Consider the following 21,525-nt stretch of genomic DNA (forward strand, 5'->3'; position numbering starts at 1 on the left):
CCATGCCCTTTGTCGTTTTGGGAATGGTGAGTTTTCTATCTTGGTTCGTCAGCATGGTGGCTGGCGGTGGTAGCCCCTTAGTATTGATTCCCCTCGTCAGTTTTATGTATGGCGCTCAGGCGGTGGCTCCCGTCATTACGACGGGGATGTTGTTAGGAAATATCCAGCGACTGTTTTACTTTTGGCAAGATATTGATTGGGAAGTGACTCTTTGGCAGTTACCGGGAGTAATTATTGGCTCTATCTTGGGTGCTTTTACCCTTAACTACATCAATTTAGAAGGGCTACAGATCGTTATCGGCATCGCTTTGCTGCTGATGGTGGCAAACTATTGGTTTGGCAATCAGGAAAATACCTTTAATCTCAAGACCTGGCAATTTTTACCCCTGGGATTTGGCAATTCCTTTGCTTCAGGTTTAATTGGCAGTACCGGACCGATCATGAACCCGGCCTATATTAATTACGGGCTATTGAAAGAAGCAATGGTTGCGACCAAAGCTGCCAACATTATTCTGGCCCACGTAATCAAGTTGTGCGCCTATGCCTCCTTGGGAACCTTGAGCAAAGAGTACGTTATTTATGGGGTGGTGATTGGGGCTGCTGCAATTCCTGCCAATTGGTTAGGGCAGTGGGTGCTTAGCCGTATGAGTAATGACTTGTTTAAGCAAGTCACCTTTATCTTTATTGCGGTGAGCGGTGTGCTCATGCTTTGGCAGCAACGCCAGTTTTTGATGGTTTGGTAAGTCTAGCCACGAATTCAGCAACGCCTGGACAAAAAAATGACCTTTGCAGGAAAGGCCATTTCTCCAAATCAGCTTAAATCAGGTTCTAGGCCAACCAGCGAGCCGCGTCCTTGGCGTGATAGGTGAGAATCATATCGGCACCCGAGCGCTTAAAGCTCATTAGGGTTTCCATCACAAGTTTCTCTTCATCGACCCAACCGTTTAAGGCAGCGGCTTTGACCATCGAATATTCACCGGAGACGTTGTAGGCCGCCACGGGTAGGTTAGAGGCTTGCTTCACTTGCCAGATAATATCCATATAGGCCAGGGCAGGCTTCACCATCAGCATATCTGCCCCTTCAGCAATATCCAGTTCAATCTCTTTGATCGCTTCGCGGGAATTGGCAGGGTCCATCTGATACGTTCTGCGATCGCCAAATTGAGGCGCGGATTCTGCGGCATCTCGAAACGGCCCATAGTAGGCGGAGGAATACTTAGCGGCGTAGGACATAATCGGAATATCTTCAAAGCCGCCTTCATCTAGCCCAGCCCGTATCGCTTGTACAAATCCATCCATCATGCCGGAAGGGGCAATAATATCGGCCCCTGCTTTTGCTTGGGATACGGCTGTTTTCTTCAGCAATTCTAAGGTCGGATCATTGAGAACTCGGCCCGTTAAATCCCCCGTTTCTAAATAACCACAATGCCCATGCTGAGTGTATTCGCACAGGCAGGTGTCCACAATCACCATCAGATCGGGCACGGCTTCTTTGACGGCGGTTGAGGCCTTTTGGACAATACCGTGATCGTGCCAAGCTCCAGTGGCGTCAGTATCTTTCTCAGTCGGAATCCCAAAAAGAATCACGGCTGGAATCCCGAGGTCATAAACTTGCTTAGCTTCTTCTACGACCTTGTCAATGGAAAGCTGGTAGACCCCCGGCATGGATGAGACTTCTTGGGCTACACCTTCACCTGGTACGGCAAACAGGGGATAAATCAGATCGTTCGTGGTAACAACGGTTTCTTGCACCATGCGGCGCAATTGGGGATGGTTGCGAAGACGGCGCGGGCGATGGGTGGGAAACATAACCTGTAGGACTCTGCAATGAACGATAGGAGGGGACTTGTGTCGCCTTAACCCAAATCTTATTACAGTTCCTATGGCCCAATGAAGAGATGTTCATTATCTTCACGGTCTACAATTTAAGAAGCGTACTTTAAGGAGCAGCTAACCGTTGACGAACCTGAATAGAGGTTTCCTATGAACATCAGTCTTACCCCAGATCAAGAGCGTTTTATCCAAGCGAAGCTCCAAATTGGGAAATATCGCTCTGCCGAAGAAATTTTGGAACTTGCTTTGCGGCTGCTAGATGAATATGAGCAATCTGATGACGACTGGGTTGAAGACGTCCGTCAGAAAATAGATGCAGCAATCGAAGCGTCCCAGCATACTCCTCCAGTGGATGGCGAAACTTTTGTGAATGAGATTGTAGAGCGATTTCAGCAGGCTAATTCGGCATGAGCCGCTACGTCATCAATATTCTTGCTAGCCAAGACCTTAATGAAATTGCTGACTACTTTGCTGAACATAACCTTGAAGCGGGTGAGAAATTCTTTCTTGCCTTTAATCGTAAGTGCCAACAGCTTGTCTCATTCCCGAATAGTGGCAAAAGCTATGCCCCCATTCATCCAGACCTTCGAGGACTCTCTCTGGAGAATTACATCATCTTTTACAGGCTTTTGGATGATGGTATCGAAGTTCTTAGAGTTTTGAGTGGTCGCCACGACTTCCCCGATTTCTTTAAAGAGTTAGATTGAGCTACAGATTTTAGGGCGCCATGAGTCGCCCTGCAAAAAGACGAATTGAATCGTACTGAACTCCCACTTTCCGTGATATTCATCCTGCTCCAACTCAAGACAGTAGCTTTAGATATGGCTCAAGTGCATATCATCCGGTTTGGGAGCATCACTCTGAAGGGCATCGTTCCCCACCCACATGCGAACCAGATGACGTTTCTTTTCGGGCTCTTCCCAATCTATATACTCCGTCCGATCATGAGCGATCAGATGATTATTGAGGAAAATCATGTCGCCCGGTTGGAGCTGAAGCTCATAAGTTAGATCTTCTTGGTTGAGGGTCGCTTCAAATTGATCTAAAACGAACCGATCTTCATCTGATAGAGGCAATCCCGCTTTGTCATGTCCTGCATCTATCCAATAGCGCATATACCGACAGGTTAACCCTGGATACCAGTGCCCCCATTCAAACACAGGAAATGAGTTCCGTAATCGATCCAGGTGGGATCGGGTGCCGACCTCACCGACAATGATTTTGTCGCGAATAAAATTCTGGCAAAGCCGTCGTAATACCTCCGGTTGAGATTGGAGCAGTCGCTGATAGGCCGTGAAGGTATTCGCTAAACGATTGACACCTCCTTCCCGAGCTGTCTTCAGGCAAAGCAAAGACACAACCCCCGGCATTAGGTCCGCATCCGTGCTGTCCGTATGGTACCCAGGAGATGTACAGGTACTAGAAAAGAGGACATTCGCTTTACGGTGATCCTGGCCGCGATCGCAGACGTCATACAACAGGCCACGTTTATCTAAAACAGACCCTAAGGCATAGCCCAGTTGCAGCAAAAGAAGTCGGCTAGCGGATTCGCCATATTCAGCAACATTAAACCCAGACAGTAAGACAACGCCCGTGGTTTGGGTGAGGTGATAGCGCATCACATTCGCCAGCAGGTCAAGATTCTGGATTTTCATCCCCCTTGCTTCAGGAGACTGCCAGGTATATCCCCTCGCCTCCAACCAGTGATTCAACACTAAAACCGAGGACAATATGGACTCTGGGAGCGTAATTTTCCAGTGAGGATTGGTTTCTAGGCCTGTGCTAGTCCAGCTAGGCTGTGACTTAGCCTTGATCATCACCGAAGATAAGTCTTCGATATGACCCGTAGAAGTGAGAAGTGGCATGACAATGGCAATCGGATTCGATTGAGACGTAGGGGGGCGGTTAAAGAGTTGGGGCAGATAGCAGCGCTGATCATCGGCACACCTGGCATTTGCCAGACATCTTGAAGCCTCATAGGGTGAGGCGCTTCAAAATACAACACCTTGCTCAAAGCAAGAACACCCTTAGGCGGCCCAAGCATAAGACACAGCTTCGGAAGCTCGCTGAATACCATTAAAGAATTTCAGTCGAGAATCCATCGCCTTCCTGATCGCACGATCCAAACAGATGGAGTCTTCCACCGTCCTTAATCGGGGTTCGATCAGCGCTTCCAAATGAGCCGCATGGTCATCATCTAGATCAATATGTACTTCGAAAAAGATCAGTGCTTCCGAGGAAAAAGGGGATGCCCCGACAATGCCTTGACGAATTTGGGTATATAGGGAATTCACAATTCCTTCTGATGCGAAGCAAACAGCTCCCAACGCGGCTAAATAACCATATTTATGGGATAGAGAAAGATAGGTATCAATCATGGCCTGGGTTTCTGGCTCAGGAGGCGTCAGTTCTAACGTCCCATCATCAATCCCTAAAGAACGGGTAAAGCGCCGGAATAATTCTGGATGAGCATGAGCCAAGTTGCCCTGTCCCATTTCATCCAAGAGATTTTCCATAATCACCAACTGGGCACTCTCATCGGGGCAACAAGACATAATGCTGGCCAGGATGCGATTAAAGGCTTGGGAAAATTTGTACATCTGAACCGCTAAAACACGCACTTCTGCCAATGTCAGCTCTCCAGCCCGACATTGCTCAAGAACAGGATGTCTCCAGAGGGGATGTCGTTCGGTAAGACTGCGAAAAGAATCCATAGAGTTAACAGTGATCGTTCTCATTTGTGCACCTCAATCGCCATATGTAAGGGGTAATCAACTAACGGTCCGAAAAAGTCTGGGTCAAGTTCAACGTGCTCAGGTAAAACCCGTAATTCACGTACAGTTGGCATGCTAGAAAAACCAGCCATTTGCAAGGCTTCAAAGAAATCTTGCAGGGTTTTATGAATCAGCTGGACCTCTAGCCAGGAACCATCGCGCTTCCAAATGCGCCCTGGACATTGCTGGTCACGTCCACTGAAATAGTTATTGCCATCCACTTCGAAATAAAAGGGGAACTCAGCTTGACGCATATAAGGAAAGGAGGGGTGAGGGATGCTAAACACAAACCGCCCTCCGGGTTCCAGCACTTGAAAGATTTCTGCCATGCAAGCCTGGGTTTGGGCAACGGTTAGGTAGTTAAACAAGAAAACAGCAACTACTAAGTCAAACCGGTCTTGGGTGTAATGACGGACGTCCGTAGCACATCCCGCCTGATAGGTAATCCCCAGAGGCTCTTGTTGTTCTTGAGCCTGGGCGGCTTCAATCATCCGCGGGGAGAGATCGACGCCTAAAACGGAGGCTGCCCCCAGCTGTCGGAGTTGGCGACTACAGTACCCTTCGCCACATCCGAGATCCAGAATCTTTTGTCCTGAAACAGGGGTACACATCTCCAAAATAGCGGGACGGGCTGTGAAATCAGAGAGAGAACTGGGGCCACCTCGAACCCATCGAGCCGCTGTATCGTTGTACAGGGATTGGGTTACTTGTTTATTGGCAGTAATCATGTATTCTTCTGGGTCCTAAATGGATGAACAACACAAATGAAAGATTGGGTAACACTTCAGCGAAAATCTGGCATAAATATATGATCTGCTGTTACTTCAGATAGAGATGAGAAGGAATGAATGGATAGGGGGAAATATCCACTTTTTCGATCATGCCTAGGATTAGTCATTAACCAATCACCGCCTAATGTTGTTGACTACTCAACTGAATTTTTCCACAAAAAATATTTTAGTATTTTTGCCATAGAGAATATTCTCTACATAGCTTTCACTACCGTAGAAACAGTGCCTTTAGATACCCTTTCATCCAAGAGATAGACAATGCTACCTATGTGGATTTATCTCCGATTACTTGTGATGAAAAAATATAGGCATCAGCTCATAAATATCTTTAAGGAGAAATGTTCAGCTTGTTTTGATTGGGGCAATTCATCATTAAAAACTGATTTAATTTTCAACGATAAATCAGAGAATATTAGGTCTGCCTAGGAGTCGCATCAGTGTAATCACGTAACTTTAATGCACGGAAACACCCATAGATAAGGTTTTTTTGAGTGGTTACACGCATGTCTTGAGGTTTGGGAATTGATTATTTCAACGAGTACTCATTTCAATATTATTGAAAAATAAACTTAAAAAACTCATTATTAATTAATTATTAATACTTAATAAAGAAAGGTCAACTCCTGAATTTTGAATGCTCACAGCCTTAAACATATATTCTTTCCACCTTAAGTAATTACAGATTCTCGTATAGAGACACTCTGCTGATCTAGAAATTATTCTCTTCAGCAAATATTCCTAAAAAAATTTCCTTGGATTTCAATCTTTTTTCGAGCTAGAGAGCGGGATTATTAGTCTTTATAAAGATAAAAATGGTCAAAATAAACTTCACGCCTTGGAACATGTTTTGGCAGATGGGGAACCCTAGAGCTGTTGAAATTTAGATCGTTGGGGAGACTCTCATGTATGGCCTAGTCAATAAAGCCATTGAAGAGATGGTGCGCAGCCATTTTAGTGATGCAACCTGGGACGCGATCAAACAAAAAGCTGAGGTCAAAACAGAAGCTTTTATCAGTATGGAAGGCTATCCCGATGAATTGACCTACCGGTTGGTGGGGGCTGCTAGTGAAGTATTAAAGCTCTCTCCCGCAGCAGTTATGCATGCCTTCGGTAAGTATTGGGTTCAGTTCACGGCCAAAGAAGGGTATGGAGAACTGATGGAAATGAATGGGGAAGATTTACCCGAATTCCTGGAGAATCTGGATGAGCTGCATGCCCGTGTCGGTGTGATGTTTCCCAAGTTACAGCCCCCATCCTTTGACTGCGATGAAGCGGATGAGGAGGAATTAACCTTGCATTATCACTCGGAACGAGACGGACTAGCCCCCATGGTCATGGGATTGGTAGAAGGGCTGGGAGAACGTTTTGAAACAGAGGTAGATATCAACCAGACCCACAGCCGCGAGGAGGGCGCCGATCATGATCAGTTCTCAGTTAAATACAAAGTCAAGTGCCCCTTCCATTAATCCGATCGAGCGCAGTTTACCCCCCGAAAGTTTTGCTCAGGTTTTCCCCTTCCATTTTGTTTTCAATCGCAACTTAGAGATTCTGCAAGCGGGCAAGGTTCTGCAACGCATTTCTCCTGAAGGGTTGATTGGCGGGCAGGTAGATGATTTTTTTCAGATCCAGCGTCCAAAAGTGGCGCTAGATTTTGATGCCCTGGTGAAAAAGTCGAAAAAACTCTTTTTAATCGAATCGATTCACCAGGGATTCCAGTTAAAGGGCCAGTTGATGCCCATTGAGTCAGAGGAGGTGATGTTCTTTATCGGCTCCCTCTGGGTCACAGATTTCTCCGACCTCAAAGACTATGGGGTAAAGCTGCAGGACTTTGCCACCCATGAACCCACATCAGATTTTCTCTATCTGCTACAAGCTCGATCCACGGCCCTGACTGATACCACCCATATGGCAGAGGAGTTAGCGGCCAAACAAACCGAATTAGAGCAGACCTTGCAGGTGGTTCAGGAGAAAAATAACAACTTGCAGGTAACCCTCAAACAATTAGAAACTACTCAGGAGCAGCTAATTCAATCGGAAAAGATGGCATCCTTAGGCCAGTTAATTGCCGGAATTGCCCACGAAATCAATACACCGTTGGGCGCTATCCGATCCTCCGTAGAAAATATCTCTGACTTTTTAGAACGCAATTTAGGGGCACTCCCTAGCTTTTTCCAGGATTTAACGGGGGAGTGCCATCAATTATTTGCAGAGTTGCTGGACTCGGCCAACCAGGATCTGGTGATCCTCAGTAGTCGCGAAAAACGCAAACTGAAGCGGGGAAATATCCGCATTCTGGAAGCGGAAGGGATCGATCAGGCTGATGATGTGGCGGATACCTTAGCGGAGCTGAATTATCTGGAAGAGATCGAGGTTCTTGTCCCCCGGCTGCAGTCGGTAGGAGGACGCCAGACCTTAGATATGGCCTATCAATTTTCAACCCTGCTGAATAGCACTAAGACGATCAGAACCGCCACGGATAAGGCAGCCAAAGTGGTCTTTGCCCTGAAGAGCTACTCCCACTTTGACCATACGGGCAACAAGGCACCCACAAATCTCATTTACGATATTGAAACGGTTTTGACTCTCTACCAAAGCCAGCTCAAGAATGGGGTGGAGGTCATTCGCAATTATGAGCCCATTCCAACGGTGTCCTGCTACCACGACGAACTGAGTCAGGTGTGGACCAATCTGATTCATAACGCTCTACAGGCGATGGACTATCAAGGCACCTTAACTCTGGATGTCCAGCAACAGGAAAATCAGATTCAAGTCAAAGTTGCCGACAGCGGCCAGGGGATACCGGCTGAAGTCATGCCCAAGATATTCCAACCCTTTTTTACCACTAAACCCCCTGGAGAAGGGAGCGGTCTAGGACTCGATATTGTCCAAAAGATTGTGAAGAAGCATGAGGGAGATATTTCAGTGGAATCCGAACCCGGAAAAACCCAATTTACAGTGTCGATCCCCCTGGCTTAATGCTGGCAAGGGATAGAGTAGCCGTTTAGCAATGGATAAAGGTGATGGTTAAGCCAGTGGTTCTATGTGTAGATGATGAGAAAGTTATTTTAGACAGTCTCAAAATACAGATTAAGAAAGAACTGAGCGACCTCTGCAATGTTGAAGCGGCCATCGATGCCAACGAAGCCTTAGAAATTGTGGAAGAGCTGCAGGAAGAGGGCGTAGATGTAGTGTTGGTGCTGTGTGATTGGCTGATGCCAGGGATGAAGGGCGACGAGTTTTTCGTCAAACTCCATCAAGATCATCCCAGTATTATCAAGATTATGCTCTCTGGGCAAGCCGATCAGGCAGCCATTGAACGGGCCAAAGAAGAGGCAGACCTCCATCGGTTTATCCATAAGCCTTGGCGTAAAAGCGAATTAATTGAACTGCTGAAGTCAAACCTGGAAGCGCTATGAGTAAGCCTTTTATCCTTTGTGTGGATGACGAATCTACCGTTCTAGAGTCCCTCAAAATTGAATTACGCAAATCCATCGGCCAGGACTGCGCCATTGAAACAGCTCAGGGGGGTGAAGAAGCCCTAGAGATTGTGGATGAACTCCTAGAAGATGAATATGAAGTGGCGGTGGTGATCTCTGACTACATCATGCCTGGCATGAAGGGGGATCAGGTGCTTCAGCGCATTCATGAGAAATCCCCCGAGACGATCACGGTGATGCTGACGGGGCAGGCAGACGTAGATGCGATCGCACATGCCGTTACCCATGCCGATCTCTATCGCTACATTGCCAAACCCTGGCAGTCAGACGATTTGAAGTTAACCATTTCCGCTGCGGTCCAGAGTTATCTGACAGATCAGCAGTTAGCCGATCAAAATCAAGAACTACAGTCGGTGAACCAACAGCTGCAGCGACAGACAGCGGAACAAGAACAGGTCATTCAAGAGCGGACTGCTGCCTTAGAGGCCGCCAATCAGAATCTGAATCTGCAAATTCAACGGGTTCTACTGGTTGAGCAGATTACCCAAGACATTCGTCGCAGCCTCGATACCCAGCATATTTTCCAAACCACCGTCGATCAGTTGGGCTATACCCTAGAAACCAATCGCTGCTTTATTCAAAGCTATTCAATCCAGACTTCTGCAGACTCTGATCTGGCGGAGTATTTAGAGATAGATTATGCCTCCTGCCTGGAACTGGAGATGGGCAATCATCCTTTGCTGTCAGAAATTTTTGGTCATGATCGCGTATGGGCTATTCCTGAACTAGATCGGGACAAGATGACTGAGGGGGAAATCCAGTTTTGTGAACAGGCCCAGCTCAAGTCTTTGATGGCGACTCGCACCTCCTATCAGGGCCAAGCCAATGGGGTAATTGTGCTACATCAGTGCGATCGCAACCGCAATTGGTCTGCAGCAGATATCGAACTGTTAGAAGCCGTGGCGGGTCAGGTGGGAATTGCCATTGCCCAAGCCCAACTCTTAGAGCAAGAGCAACAGCAGCGCCAGGCCTTAGAAACCAACAATACGGCCCTGGTACAAGCCAAGCGAGAGGCCGATACGGCCAATCAATCTAAATCCCAGTTCTTAGCCAATATGAGCCATGAGCTGCGGACTCCCATGAATGCCGTGATTGGCATGACCGGTCTGCTGCTGAATACAGATTTGGATGTGCAGCAAGAAGACTTTGTGGAAACCATCCGCAGCAGCGGGGATGCATTGTTAAGCCTGATCAACGATATTTTAGATTTCTCCAAAATAGAAGCTGGGAAGCTGGAATTTGAGAATCAGCCCTTTGACCTACGGATTTGTATCGAACAGGCCCTCCGCATTGTCGCCCCGAGAGCGGTGGATAAATCCTTAGAGTTGGCGTACCTATTTGAACCCGAGACTCCTGAGTGGATCGTGGGAGATGTGACCCGGCTGCGGCAAATTATCGTAAACTTGCTCACCAATGGCATCAAGTTTACGGAGACTGGCGAAGTGGTGGTCTATATCGAAGACGTTACGGCCGATAGTCCCACCCCAGTCCGAGCAGGACACCATATGCTCCAGATTGTGGTTAAAGACACGGGGATTGGCATTCCTGCCGATCGCATGGATCGATTGTTTAAATCCTTTAGCCAAGTAGATGCGTCCACCACCCGCAAATATGGCGGTACGGGCTTAGGGTTAGCCATTTGTCATCGACTGTGTGAGCTGATGGGAGGCCACATGTGGGTCACAAGCAAAGTCGGCCAAGGCTCTTCCTTCTGCTTCACGATTTCCGTCCCCGTGGCTGATCCGGCTCAGCGACCCATGATTTCCCCTGCCCACCTGGATGGCAAGCATCTGTTGATCGTGGACGATAATCCTACCAACTGTAAAATTTTGACCCTGCAAGCAAAGGCCTGGGGCATGACCAGCCAGGCCGTCCAGGGAGGTGCCGCCGCCTTAGAACTGCTGACAGCCGATCATTCCTTCGATCTGGCTGTCCTGGATATGCAAATGCCAGAAATGGATGGGTTAACCTTGGCGGGGCAGATTCGGGAGCAGCTGGCGGACTTTCCCTTGGTGATGTTGAGTTCTTTGGGCAAAGATGAATTGCTTCAACAGCAGAAGAATATCAACTTTGCGGCCATCTTAAATAAACCGATTCAGCAATCGCGGCTCCATGATGTTCTGGCCAATATTTTTGGGGAACCGACCGAGCCAGAAGAACAGCAGCCTGAGATGGAGCGGGTGAGCCCAGACTCCCTGAGCATTTTGCTCGCAGAAGATGTGGCGGTGAACCAGAAAGTCGCCTTACTGATTCTGAAGCAACTGGGGTATAGCGCTGATGTCGCCAGTGATGGCCATGAAGTCTTGGCGGCCCTAAAGCGCCAAACCTACGACATTGTGTTGATGGATGTCCATATGCCAGAAATGGATGGCCTGACAGCAGCAGCCACCATTCAACAGGAATGGGAACCCGAGGATCGCCCCCATATTATTGCCTTGACCGCCAATGCCATGCAGGGGGATCGGGAACGGTGCCTAGCGGTAGGGATGCAGGACTATGTCAGTAAGCCCATTCGTACCGAAGAATTGCAAGCCGCGTTTGATCGGTATCTAGAGCAGGCTTCGGTGAAGGTGATGGCCTCAGCTATGACAAGCAGCCGCTCAATTGAGAGAATTGATCCCTCCTTGCATCAAACTGGATCTGATAGGTGAATCCTATAAGACAGAGGATTAGCGAGGATCAGCATGGCAGAAGAAAGAACGTATTTAGAGCTGTCAGAAGAAGCAGGGATAGCCCACAAGTTTTATGAAGTGGTGGTGGATGGCACTGAGCTAAAAATCCGGTATGGACGGATTGGCAATGCGGGCCAAACCCAGGAAAAGATTTTGGCCACCCCCGAAAAAGCAAAAGCCGAAGCCGATAAAAAAATTAAAGCAAAGCTGCGCAAAGGCTATGAACCCGCCGTCCAAGGCGTACGAAAGAAACGGGCCATTACCCGACGGGAAATTACCAGTACTCGCTCTTCGGCCAATCGTGCTCCGGTGTTGTGGAGGTTTGCCTCCGGTGCATCCGCCTTTGGCATCTTTATTGACGAATCCCGGTGCTGGGTGGGCAATCAAAAGGGCCAAATCTTTACCCTGACTCCTGAGGGCCAAGTCACCCAAGAGTTTAAACTCCCCGATGGCGTTAAATGTATTGTGGCCGATGATGATTGGCTCTATGCCGGTTGTGACGACGGCAAAGTCTACGACCTGAGCGGTAAAATCCCCCGAGTGGCCTATTCCATTGCCGACGATGTCGATATCTTTTGGCTAGATATCAACGACGGTATTTTAGGGGTCTCGGATCGCCAGGGCGTCGTCACCACCATTAACCATGAAGAAGAATCTCAGTGGAATCAACGCAGTAGTGGTGATCATGGCTGGATGGTCCGGTGCGATGAGATTGGCGTCTACCATGGCCATGCCGGTGGGGTGACCATGTATGACTGGGAAGATGGTCAGGTGATTTGGGACCAGCATACAGAGGGAGCAGTCTTGTTTGGTTGGCAGGAAGAGTCCACGGTCTATGCCGGTACCAGCCGAGGCCATATCTACTGTTTCACCAAACAAGGCCAGCGGGAACAGATCCTCAAGTGCGATACCCAAGTCTATTCCTGTGCAGCGGCGGAAGAAGGCAAATATGTCTTTGCGGGAGACAGCTCCTCTTCTATTTATTGTTTTAATGCAGAAGGCAAACGCCTGTGGAAGTTGGGAACGGGCTGTGGTTCTGCCTTCTCCATGCAGTTTATTCAAGATCGTCTGTATATTGTGACGACGGATGGATCGTTGGCCTGTATTGACGCTAGCGAAGCTGCCATTCAAGCTGCCCAAGCCGGTACAGTGCCGGATGTGGTGAATGTGAAAGCGCCGAAACTAGATGCGATCGCAGCTTCGTCTACCTTAGAAACCACTACTAGTGCGGGGCAAGGTGTGATTCTAGTCTGTATAAAAGACAGCAGCAAACTGCGGGTCCGGGTCGAGTCTGCGGGCTATCACACGGACTGGAATGTCCAATTCCCCAAGGAAATGCGGGAAGCAGGGGCTCGGTATGTCGTAGAAGACCTACGGGAAGCCGCCCGAGGCGGATTTTACCGCGCCTACGGTGAAATCAAGAAGCTGGTTTAAAGACTGGAACGCGGGGTGGGTATTTGCGCTTAATTCGCTTGACTTGAGCCTGAAACTGGGCTCCGCGTTCAGGATTTACCATATCGACAAAATTGGCATAGCCTTGGATGACAGCAAAGGATACCGCCTGCCCCCCCCAATGCTGATCGTCATAGCCTGACTGCTCAATTTGGTGAAGCAACGCTCGAAATCGCTTCAGGGTTTTACGGTCAACGTTCAGCTTTTCGTTGACAACCACCCCCGTCACCTCTTGCTGCCGACCACTGCGGAGAACCCGCGTTTTCTGGGGATGAATCGTAAATCCTTCGTGGGTAACAATGGCATGGGTCCGCCGCAACAGTTTGCCCACCTGCTGCTGAGGCTGACCTGTCGTCGAGAAGGTTAGATCATCTGCATAGCGCGTATACAGATATCCCAACTCTGCTGCCATAGCAGTCAATCGACGATCCAGACGGCGACAGAGCAGATTGGTGAGGATGGGGCTGGTGGGTGCCCCTTGAGGTAAGTGGCGCTGAGACTGGGCCACATAATAATTCTGGCCATCCAAGTCCACTTCCACCACATCGGGTTCCGTACAGAGCAGAGCGAAAATAGTAGCGGCAGCTTCGCTATAGCCAAAGGAACGAAATAAACCTTTGATCCGAGGATAGGAAATAGACGGGAAAAAATCTTGGAGATCGAGGTTAATCACCACATCGGCCCCCAAATGGGGCATCGCGTTGGTGACAATAGAGCGACCTGGGCAAAATCCATGGGCAGCCTCATGGAGGGGGATGGATGCTAACAGTTTTTCTGCGATCCAATATTGGGCCTGCTTCAGACGAGGCATGGGGGCTGAAATCAACCGTTCTCCCCCAGTTTTCTTCGGAATTTTGAAGCGAACATAGTGGGAGATTTGGGCGGTACGCCGAGAGAAAGCTAAGAAGCGCAACTGTCCAACGCTAATCTGCATGGCCTTGGCAATCTCTTCCGCAGTCCCATAGGCAGGGAGTCCATATTGCTGGAGTCGTGTCAGATCGCACTCGGTCCGATTAAGTCCCCCAGAAACCCCTGCTCCCAGATAGACAATATCGCGAGCTTTTCGGTCTCGCCATGCTGTCGCCCGAGCCTGTCGTTCTTGCTCTCGTCGCTCTTTGGTTTCTTGGCGCTTCTTCTTAGAAGCAGCGAGTCGCTCCCTGTAGAGCTGCTTTTTAATGGCGGCTTCGTTATGTAGTTTGCGGTTCTCGGCCCGCAACGCCGCTAGTTCCCGCTGTATTTCTCCTTTACGCCGAATCTCATTCGTCGGATCTTGGGGCATCTCGCCTTCGGCGGGCCAAAATCCTAACCGCACCATTTCTTCTAAGATGACCTCATCACGGGAGCTTTGGCGGATGCGATCGTAGAGTTCTTGGCGGGTACGAGGTTGATTGGACATGGAGTCAGGAAGGTGAACTCGATGATATGAATAGCTGTCTATTTTGAAAAAAATAAACCCGGTCAGTTAAGTGCCTCTTCGTAAACCTCTTAGGACTGGATTGCTCAACTCGAGCGGGGCCGCCCTACTGTGGCTCGTTAGTTTCATGGAAACTAAACCGTAACAGCCACAGTAGGGCGAAGCCCCGCACAGTAAAGAGCAAGCCAGTGATGCGCGTTTAGACTAATCACATGAATGGCGATGCACCATTCGGGTTGCAAGGGGTAAATCGTAACCGACTGGGTTTTATAGTACTTTTGTACTGTTAGTGTATCATAACACTCTGTTCGTAGAATGCCCAATATTTAGGTCAGGCTTGCAGTTGAAGGGCTTTCTATCAATAGCGAAAAAGTTAGGTGAATATATTAACCCCATCCATCTGACGGTGTCAGTTTTGACGGAGTATCCAGGTAAAGCCGATAGGGATATTCCCTCGATGAGCTAATTTCCTCTGGGACAGTATATTGACACGATCTGGCATCCTTCGACATGCGGATCAGTATTGCTTGTTCGCAATAACTCTTGCTGTATCTCCATAACTGTCTGGCAACTCAGGATTAGCGCATTAGGGGACAAGGAACGATTGATGCTGTCTACATCATTTCCCCAATTGGTCAGCAAGGATACGTCGTAATAACCATCAATTAAATCAAATCCCAAAAAACGTGGATCGCTCTCGTCATGCTCACTAAATTTTAACCCCACTAAATCGCCCTGACCTATCTGGTAATGCTTTTGGACGGCGTAGTCATAATCCGTTATCAAATGAACTCTGAAATTCTCATGGTCAATATGATTCCAGTCTTCACCCTCTAGATCACTCAAAAGACTGGGTCTGAGGATGCCATCTATAGAGCCAAATTCTGTGAAGGCTAACCCTCGCCACTGACAGTAGCTTGTCCAGCGATCGCCATCACTGGGAGAAAAACTTTCGATAATGGTAAACAGCATGTTCTTAGACTCATGGCTCGATCAACATTGTTTTGGGCTGGGGTATTGATTGTTAAACATCTGTTGTGAAGGCTGCGTATAATACCAATTTGTGTTTTGGGATGTAATTTAGATAGGATCTAATCCTATGTTCATTCCATAAGTATATGAGTCGAGTTAGTACAGTTAAACCGCATCTAACAGTGGATGAGGTGAAAGACAAAATTGCTACGGCTCCGACTGCCCGCTGTCAGCAAAAATGGATGATTATTTATAACGCCCTGGTAGATCCTCGCCCAGCTATCGAAATAGCCACGCATACTGCTACTAGTCTTCGAACGGTCCATCAGGTGATTTCCGCTTACAATCGCCTAGGAGCAGCAGCAATTGCTCCTAGGGCTAAACGGAAGAAGAATCCCGGTGCTTATCTGAGTATCGAAGAAGAGATTGAATTTTTAGAATCGTTTATTGAACGTGCTCAACAAGGTCATTTAACAACGGTTCAAGAGATCCAAACGGCCTTTGAGACTAAAGTGGAGACGTCAGTGGCACCCAGTACTATCTATCGTTTGCTAGACCGACACGGATGGCGCAAACTCATGCCTCGTCCGTCCCATCCCAATGGAAACAAAGCGGCACGAGAGGCTTTTAAAAAAACTTTCGGGGGCTGGTCCAAACCGCTGTAGCAGATCGCTCAGCTGAAGACCAACGTCCCATTGTGATCATGGCAGCAGACGAAGGGCGCTTTGGTCGTCTAGGGCAAGTAAGAAGAGCTTGGTGTGCTCCTGGAATTCGACCCGAAAGTGGGCAGCAGCTTGTCCGTGAATATCTCTATGGCTATGTTGCTGTTGCTCCTGCGTTAGGAAAGATGAGTGCTTTAGTCTTACCCTTTTCCAATACTCAGATGATGAACTTATTCCTAGCACAAGTGGCGGATGAATTTTCAGACTATTTTGTGGTGATGCAGGTCGATGGAGCGTCTTACCACACCGGAAAGAAGCTCGTCATTCCAGACAATATACGCTTGATTGTTCAGCCTCCTCGAAGTCCACAACTCAATGCTGTAGAGCATATCTGGGAGGAGGTGAAAGAAAAGCACTTCTACAATCAGGTTTTTGATTCTTTAGATGAGGTATCCGATACCTTGTGCAAGGGACTCAAAGAACTCATGGATTTACCCGATAGGCTGACTTCTATGACCAATTTTCCTCATATGAGAATTACGATTTAAAACGCAAATTGGTATAAGAAGACTCGCTAAGATAAACCAGTTTGAACAATGCGGGCAATATTTCGAGCATCATCAATACCCCGATGATGGACACCTTCAAGCTCCAGGCCTAGCCTAGTTAAAGCTCCAGCCATACCAAACTTCTTTATAGAGTTGATCTGGATAGAAAAGGCTTTCTTTAAATTGAGATGCCCTCCTGGAAAGGGATAGCCAACACCATGCAACTGGCAATCCTGCCTGAATTGATGTCTGTCATAATCTCCCCAAGAGCAAAACAGATAACTGCCAAAGGGGTAAAACCAAGATTGGAAGTCTTTGAGTGCTATAGGAAAAAGTGGGGCCTTTTCAATATCTTGTTGAGCAATGGATGTTAGAGATTTACAGAACTCAGTCAGCACAGGATGAAGAATGGGCTTCACGAAGGTCTGATATTCACGCTCTATTTGAAGCGTTTGTGAGTTGAGAAGCACAGCTCCAATCTCAATCATCTCCATCCTTCGGCGAGGAATGGAATTATCATCTGCACAGGTGGCTTCAAGATCGACAATCAAGTAATATTTCTGACTAATTTTCATTGATGTTGTGGAGGGGGTACCCAAGGCCTCTACAGGAATATGACACTCGGTGTCTAGCCAAACATAAGTCTTTTTGTGGCTTCTAGATATTTCCCTGTCAAAGCAGAGGCAGTTTCTTCGCGCATCATACCAATAGCCCTAAGGCTTTCGTCATGCCTCCGTTGAATCAGCTCTGGCAAGAATTGGGCCTCTGTCCCTGCGTCCATTAGATGTTCTAAAGAATACCCTGAGGGACCCGTTTGTTGGAGATAGAGCTAGACCCACTTTTTCTAAAACAATCGGGACAAGCACTTCAGGTATAACACTGTCAGAATTCATAGCGTAAAAAATAATGGCTATATCTAAGGAATGAGGTGAGCCAGAAGAGATCTACTACCAGCTCTCACCAGCTCCACCGCCACCACTACTACCTCCGCCAAAGTCACTCCCTCCACTGCTGCCACCATAGTCACCACCGCTATAGCTACTGCCACTGTCATAACTGCTGCTATAGCTTGATGAACTAGAACTGGAATATGAAGTTTTTGAGACTCGCGGGATCGTCACTCGTTCTTCCGTTTTCTGATGACAGCAAGCACATTCCCGAGTCAAGAGTTCTTCCCCATTAGAAGTGGTTGTCGCTTTCTCCAAGATTTCTGATGTGCTCGTCACCGTAAAAGCATTACAGTCATCACAATGCGAGAATTTATAAGGATTCAGAACTTCTTGAAAAAGATGGAGATCAAATCCCATATCTGCTTGGGCAGAACTACAGGTTGGACATTGCCAACCTTCAAACTGAGTACTGCCTATTTCTTTGGCAACTTTCTCTGCAGGTTTAAGGTATTCATCTAAGGTTTGATCCCCTAAATACTGCATCAGGCCATTACAAGATTGACATCGTACATCGATGTTGCAGGAAGGCGATCGCAACAACCGTAGCGTCCCTGCAGAGGCACCCCCCACCGCAGCAAACAAAGCAACAAAAACATTTATGCTTCTGATACTGCTGGCCACAATCAGTACAACAGGAACGGCTACAAGGCCAAAAATCAACAGCTTGCTCAAGGTTGTTATGACTGCACTAGCGCCATTTTCATCACGCTTATTACAGCACCAAATTTCAAACCCAAACCAACCCCAGATCAGTAGTAATTTCAAGGCACTATAGCCTTCAATAATCGAAGATGCTAGCCAAAGACCGATTGCCAGCCCCAAGAAAGTGCACCAGCTTTGAAACACTTCTGTCGTCGGGTTAAATACGAGTCTGGTTTTAAGAGGCCGTCGTGGTCCATCATGACTCGTCACATCTCCTGCCAACCACCGTAATACCCAAACCCACAAACCCATCAAATTCAGTGATGTGTCTCTCTTCTCTTCATAAGTCGTGCGGCCTACTGGAGCGAACTTAAAGGAATGGCTCTTTCTAACGACTTTTACCAGCACAAACGATGTAGCCGTCACCACCCCTGTTGCAATAAAACCAACGATTCCCTTAATAATGAGGTCGAAATTTTCAAAGATCCAAATGAGCCAGCCTAAATCAACAGACTCTCCTGACTCTTCACGGGTCGGCGGGGCAATGGTTCCACCTTCTAAAACCTGGATGATTGCCTGAGTTCCTTTGACGATACCTGTATCAAAATTGCCTTGCTTAAAGTAAGGAGTAACCTGGGTGCGAAGAATATTGCCCACTTTCGCATCGGGGAGAATAGACTCTACGCCATATCCAGTCTCAATTTCTGTCCGGCGTTCGTTCTTCGAGACTAGAAATAAAATGCCATTGTCTTCCCCTTTTTTACCAATGCCCCAGGTATTAAATAGTTCAGTCGTAAACGCTTTGGGGGTTGCAGATGGTTGGGTATCGGGTACAGTTACCACTGCAATTTCGGCACCATTCCTTGCTTCCAACGCTGTAATCATCTGATTTAGCTGTGCTTCGCTGTCGGGACTGAGCACATCGGCCATATCCATCACCCAGTTATTGTCCTGGCGAGGGTTAGGAACTTCAGAGACTGGAATGGCCTGACTCGGCATCAGTGAGGATAGGGATAGAAGCAGGCTAAACCCCAGGGCAAAGAGGAAGGTCAGCGAGGTGCGCTCTCGCTGTCTAAGTCTGTTGGCAAACATATGTTGAATTAGCCTGTATTAAGGCTCTTAAGCAGCTATTTCTGGATATCTTTAGCATGCCCAGGATGGCCCCTATCCTGCTGAATCGTGGTTCAGGCAAGGGTCATCCGTGATACCGATCGCCCCATAAATACCAGAATTTAGCACTCTATCAGATTAGAATCATCACCCCAAAATATGATGTAGAGCATTTGCAAATTAGACATCAGTTTTCTTGAAATAATCGGCCCCTCTCTCTGGAGGAATGATTAGATTGGAGTGCAACTCACCAGAAGACGTTGCAATAGATCTTGGAGGCCAGGAAGCTACGGTTTTATGAGTCGGTGTAAGTAGCAGGGTATGCTTACATAAACTTCAGAAGACTGGTCACAATAAACGCATCGACCGACGATCAGCTTTTCGCCATCTACAAACCATTGTGCAGGTTGAACCACCCGAGCTTTACGATTTCGAACCGTATAGGCATCACACTCACTGCAATATCCAAACTTATCGGATTTCACAACTTCACGAAATAGATGAATACTGACATCGGTTTCTGTATGAGCAGGGCGACAAGTTGGACATTCCCAACCCACATGGCAGGTACTTTTAAGGGTTTTTGCTGCTTTTTCAGCTGGTTTTAAATAGCTCTCTATAGTTTTAGGTTCCAGGCATTGCATCAGGCCATTACAGGATTGACAGTGTACTTCGGTGTAACGGGTGAGGGATCGCATCAGCAGTAACGTTCCCGCCCAAGCACCACCGAAAGCAGTGATGAGGTAAGGGGTTAATGCGGTCCTATAAATAAAAATATTCAGGATGCTAGCCAATATCAAGACTAAAATAATGGCGACTACATTACTGCGAAAAAGTCCACGAAATAGCGATATGGTTTCGCTGCCACCGTGATCGTCATGTTTAGCCCACCACCACAGTTCATACCCCAACCAAATGACCAGAAAACCCATGACCAATCCATGGACATGGCGTACTGCCGTCTGATGGGAGAACACCACCCCTACAGATGAATAGGAGCCAAAGAAAATCCACCAGCTTTGAATGATTGGGCGAGTAAAATGAATTCCTTTATAGATAGGGAGAGTTTCTTCTCCCCCGACCGCTACCTTGCCTGTCCGCAACCAATGCAGTAGGGACGTCCGTATCCACCATAATCGACTGCCCTGGTTGGACAAGGTTGTACACCCCACTGGAGCAACCCGAAGCACTTGGCTTTTACGAACAATACTCATCAGCACAACCGCTGGAATCAGAACCAATGCCGCGAAGGTGAGACTCCACAAAACCAAGGTAGAGATAAAGAAACCGAGAGCCACGACAAACATCATCAGGATGACACCAATGATCGGAACATCGGCTGGCAGCGAGTAGATCTCTGATGGGTCCTCCTGTTCAAGCACCTCGATTACTGCTTGAGCACCATTAACGATACCTGCCTCAAAGGATCCTTGTTCCAAAGCAGGATAGATTTGGGTGGTCAGAATTTTATCGATTGTCCTCAGGGAAAGATCTAGGGTTTTTACATCCTTTCCTGTTTTAATGGCTGCATGGGGTTCCTCTTCAGAGACCAACAACAATATACAATCACTCTTCGCTTGCTCATCTATTTCCCAATGATTCAGCAGTTCATCAGCGAACTCGCTGGATGAAGCTAACGGCTTTATATCCGGCACCGTTACCACTATCAATTCGGTTCCACGCTTAGCGACTAACCCATCGATCATCTGCTTCAGTTGTTGCTCACTATCCCATCGGAGGATATTCGCCTGATCCATGACCCAATTATTATCTTGACGCGGATCAGACACGTCAGATACTGGAATGGCTCGGCTCGGGGAGAGGGAGCCGAGGAATAGCCACAAGCTTATCCCTACAGCTAAAACAACTGTCCATAAGGGACGATAGTGATGTCCTTGTCTTTTTAAATTCACAATCACTAGAGATTTAAGTTACCCAGGAATGGCGAGAGAAGTATTTATCGAACAACTCAAGGGATATCCATCAACTTTCCCAAATTCAATGAACGATTCGGCAAAAATAAGGAAGAAAGTTGAAAATTACCCACGGACTTTCCCTGGCAATTTGGATGTTAAATTGGCGAACCTACCGATATGGTGAAATCCCCCTCACCAGCTTGAACCATGTCGCAAAGTCGGTTAGCCACCGTCACCAAACTAGCCCCGTATCATGGCTTTCCATCCCCTCTAGGAACATGACCAAAACAGC

Annotated in this window: 20 protein-coding genes; 10 read left to right on the plus strand and 10 right to left on the minus strand. The window is 47.7% G+C overall.

Features of this window, described 5'->3' with window-relative positions; genetic code table 11:
- The first annotated feature begins 2 nt into the window (after window positions 1-2).
- The gene (locus tag I1H34_RS07710; RefSeq protein WP_212665087.1) at window positions 3-743 is read left to right on the plus strand and encodes a sulfite exporter TauE/SafE family protein; all 741 of its coding nucleotides are present in this window, start codon (window positions 3-5) and stop codon (window positions 741-743) included.
- Between the two features lie 85 nt (window positions 744-828).
- Here I1H34_RS07710 and hemB read toward each other — a convergent pair whose 3' ends face one another.
- Complete coding sequence (gene hemB / locus I1H34_RS07715) at window positions 829-1,809, minus strand: porphobilinogen synthase (RefSeq protein ID WP_212665088.1); 981 nt, start codon at window positions 1,807-1,809, stop codon at window positions 829-831.
- A gap of 174 nt (window positions 1,810-1,983) precedes the next feature.
- Here hemB and I1H34_RS07720 point away from each other — a divergent pair, with 174 nt between their 5' ends.
- Entirely contained in the window at window positions 1,984-2,244 is a 261-nt protein-coding gene (locus tag I1H34_RS07720; protein WP_212665089.1) for a ribbon-helix-helix domain-containing protein, read from the plus strand.
- Window positions 2,241-2,540 carry a type II toxin-antitoxin system RelE/ParE family toxin gene (locus I1H34_RS07725; protein WP_212665090.1) on the plus strand — a complete coding sequence of 100 codons (300 nt, stop codon included), beginning with the start codon at window positions 2,241-2,243 and terminating at the stop codon, window positions 2,538-2,540. The genes I1H34_RS07720 and I1H34_RS07725 overlap by 4 nt, the downstream gene beginning before the upstream one ends.
- Window positions 2,541-2,648: 108 nt before the next feature.
- Here the strand turns inward: I1H34_RS07725 and I1H34_RS07730 are convergent, their stop codons facing one another.
- The 3 genes from I1H34_RS07730 to I1H34_RS07740 all read right to left on the minus strand — a co-directional run bounded on the left by I1H34_RS07730 (window position 2,649) and on the right by I1H34_RS07740 (window position 5,335).
- On the minus strand, window positions 2,649-3,698 hold the full coding sequence (locus tag I1H34_RS07730; protein WP_249369903.1) for a TauD/TfdA family dioxygenase: 1,050 nt from the start codon (window positions 3,696-3,698) through the stop codon (window positions 2,649-2,651).
- 162 nt (window positions 3,699-3,860) lie between these two features.
- Window positions 3,861-4,547, minus strand: coding sequence for a TenA family transcriptional regulator (locus tag I1H34_RS07735; protein ID WP_249369905.1), 687 nt, complete (start codon window positions 4,545-4,547; stop codon window positions 3,861-3,863).
- A 20-nt stretch (window positions 4,548-4,567) separates the two neighbouring features.
- Window positions 4,568-5,335 carry a class I SAM-dependent methyltransferase gene (locus tag I1H34_RS07740; RefSeq protein ID WP_212665092.1) on the minus strand — a complete coding sequence of 256 codons (768 nt, stop codon included), beginning with the start codon at window positions 5,333-5,335 and terminating at the stop codon, window positions 4,568-4,570.
- Between the two features lie 965 nt (window positions 5,336-6,300).
- Here I1H34_RS07740 and I1H34_RS07745 point away from each other — a divergent pair.
- From I1H34_RS07745 to I1H34_RS07765, 5 genes are read left to right on the plus strand one after another with little or no spacing between them, the layout of a single operon-like run.
- Window positions 6,301-6,864, plus strand: coding sequence for a heme NO-binding domain-containing protein (locus tag I1H34_RS07745; RefSeq protein ID WP_212665093.1), 564 nt, complete (start codon window positions 6,301-6,303; stop codon window positions 6,862-6,864).
- The gene (locus tag I1H34_RS07750; protein WP_212665094.1) at window positions 6,818-8,374 is read left to right on the plus strand and encodes an ATP-binding protein; all 1,557 of its coding nucleotides are present in this window, start codon (window positions 6,818-6,820) and stop codon (window positions 8,372-8,374) included. The genes I1H34_RS07745 and I1H34_RS07750 overlap by 47 nt, the downstream gene beginning before the upstream one ends.
- A 44-nt stretch (window positions 8,375-8,418) precedes the next feature.
- On the plus strand, window positions 8,419-8,814 hold the full coding sequence (locus I1H34_RS07755; RefSeq protein ID WP_212665095.1) for a response regulator: 396 nt from the start codon (window positions 8,419-8,421) through the stop codon (window positions 8,812-8,814).
- Window positions 8,811-11,546, plus strand: a complete 2,736-nt coding sequence (locus I1H34_RS07760; RefSeq protein ID WP_249369907.1) for a response regulator — start codon at window positions 8,811-8,813, stop codon at window positions 11,544-11,546. Before I1H34_RS07755 ends, I1H34_RS07760 begins: the two co-directional genes overlap by 4 nt.
- Window positions 11,547-11,579: 33 nt before the next feature.
- The gene (locus I1H34_RS07765; protein WP_212665096.1) at window positions 11,580-13,001 is read left to right on the plus strand and encodes a WGR domain-containing protein; all 1,422 of its coding nucleotides are present in this window, start codon (window positions 11,580-11,582) and stop codon (window positions 12,999-13,001) included.
- Here I1H34_RS07765 and I1H34_RS07770 read toward each other — a convergent pair.
- Both I1H34_RS07770 and I1H34_RS07775 read right to left on the minus strand, forming a co-directional pair.
- Window positions 12,985-14,415 (minus strand): reverse transcriptase domain-containing protein, encoded by a 1,431-nt coding sequence (locus I1H34_RS07770; RefSeq protein WP_212665097.1) that lies wholly within the window; start codon window positions 14,413-14,415, stop codon window positions 12,985-12,987. The two genes, I1H34_RS07765 and I1H34_RS07770, sit on opposite strands and share 17 nt — an antisense overlap.
- 480 nt (window positions 14,416-14,895) lie before the next feature.
- Entirely contained in the window at window positions 14,896-15,405 is a 510-nt protein-coding gene (locus I1H34_RS07775) for a hypothetical protein (RefSeq protein WP_212665098.1), read from the minus strand.
- Between the two features lie 146 nt (window positions 15,406-15,551).
- Here I1H34_RS07775 and I1H34_RS07780 point away from each other — a divergent pair, with 146 nt between their 5' ends.
- Together I1H34_RS07780 and I1H34_RS07785 are read left to right on the plus strand one after the other, a co-directional pair.
- Window positions 15,552-16,070: a helix-turn-helix domain-containing protein gene (locus I1H34_RS07780; RefSeq protein ID WP_212662770.1), complete on the plus strand. Its 519-nt coding sequence runs from the start codon at window positions 15,552-15,554 to the stop codon at window positions 16,068-16,070.
- A gap of 38 nt (window positions 16,071-16,108) precedes the next feature.
- A complete protein-coding gene (locus I1H34_RS07785) occupies window positions 16,109-16,615 on the plus strand; it encodes a transposase (protein ID WP_212662769.1) in 507 nt (168 codons plus the stop codon).
- Between the two features lie 26 nt (window positions 16,616-16,641).
- Here the strand turns inward: I1H34_RS07785 and I1H34_RS07790 are convergent, their stop codons facing one another.
- The 4 genes from I1H34_RS07790 to I1H34_RS07805 form a co-directional block, all read right to left on the minus strand.
- Window positions 16,642-17,190: a 3'-5' exonuclease gene (locus I1H34_RS07790; protein WP_212665099.1), complete on the minus strand. Its 549-nt coding sequence runs from the start codon at window positions 17,188-17,190 to the stop codon at window positions 16,642-16,644.
- Between the two features lie 53 nt (window positions 17,191-17,243).
- Window positions 17,244-17,396, minus strand: coding sequence for a hypothetical protein (locus I1H34_RS07795; RefSeq protein WP_212665100.1), 153 nt, complete (start codon window positions 17,394-17,396; stop codon window positions 17,244-17,246).
- Between the two features lie 166 nt (window positions 17,397-17,562).
- Window positions 17,563-19,299, minus strand: coding sequence for a TPM domain-containing protein (locus I1H34_RS07800; protein WP_212665101.1), 1,737 nt, complete (start codon window positions 19,297-19,299; stop codon window positions 17,563-17,565).
- Between the two features lie 305 nt (window positions 19,300-19,604).
- A complete protein-coding gene (locus I1H34_RS07805) occupies window positions 19,605-21,230 on the minus strand; it encodes a TPM domain-containing protein (protein WP_212665102.1) in 1,626 nt (541 codons plus the stop codon).
- Window positions 21,231-21,525: the final 295 nt, after the last annotated feature.

It is taken from the genome of Acaryochloris marina S15 (assembly GCF_018336915.1).
GTDB classification, from domain to species: domain Bacteria; phylum Cyanobacteriota; class Cyanobacteriia; order Thermosynechococcales; family Thermosynechococcaceae; genus Acaryochloris; species Acaryochloris marina_A.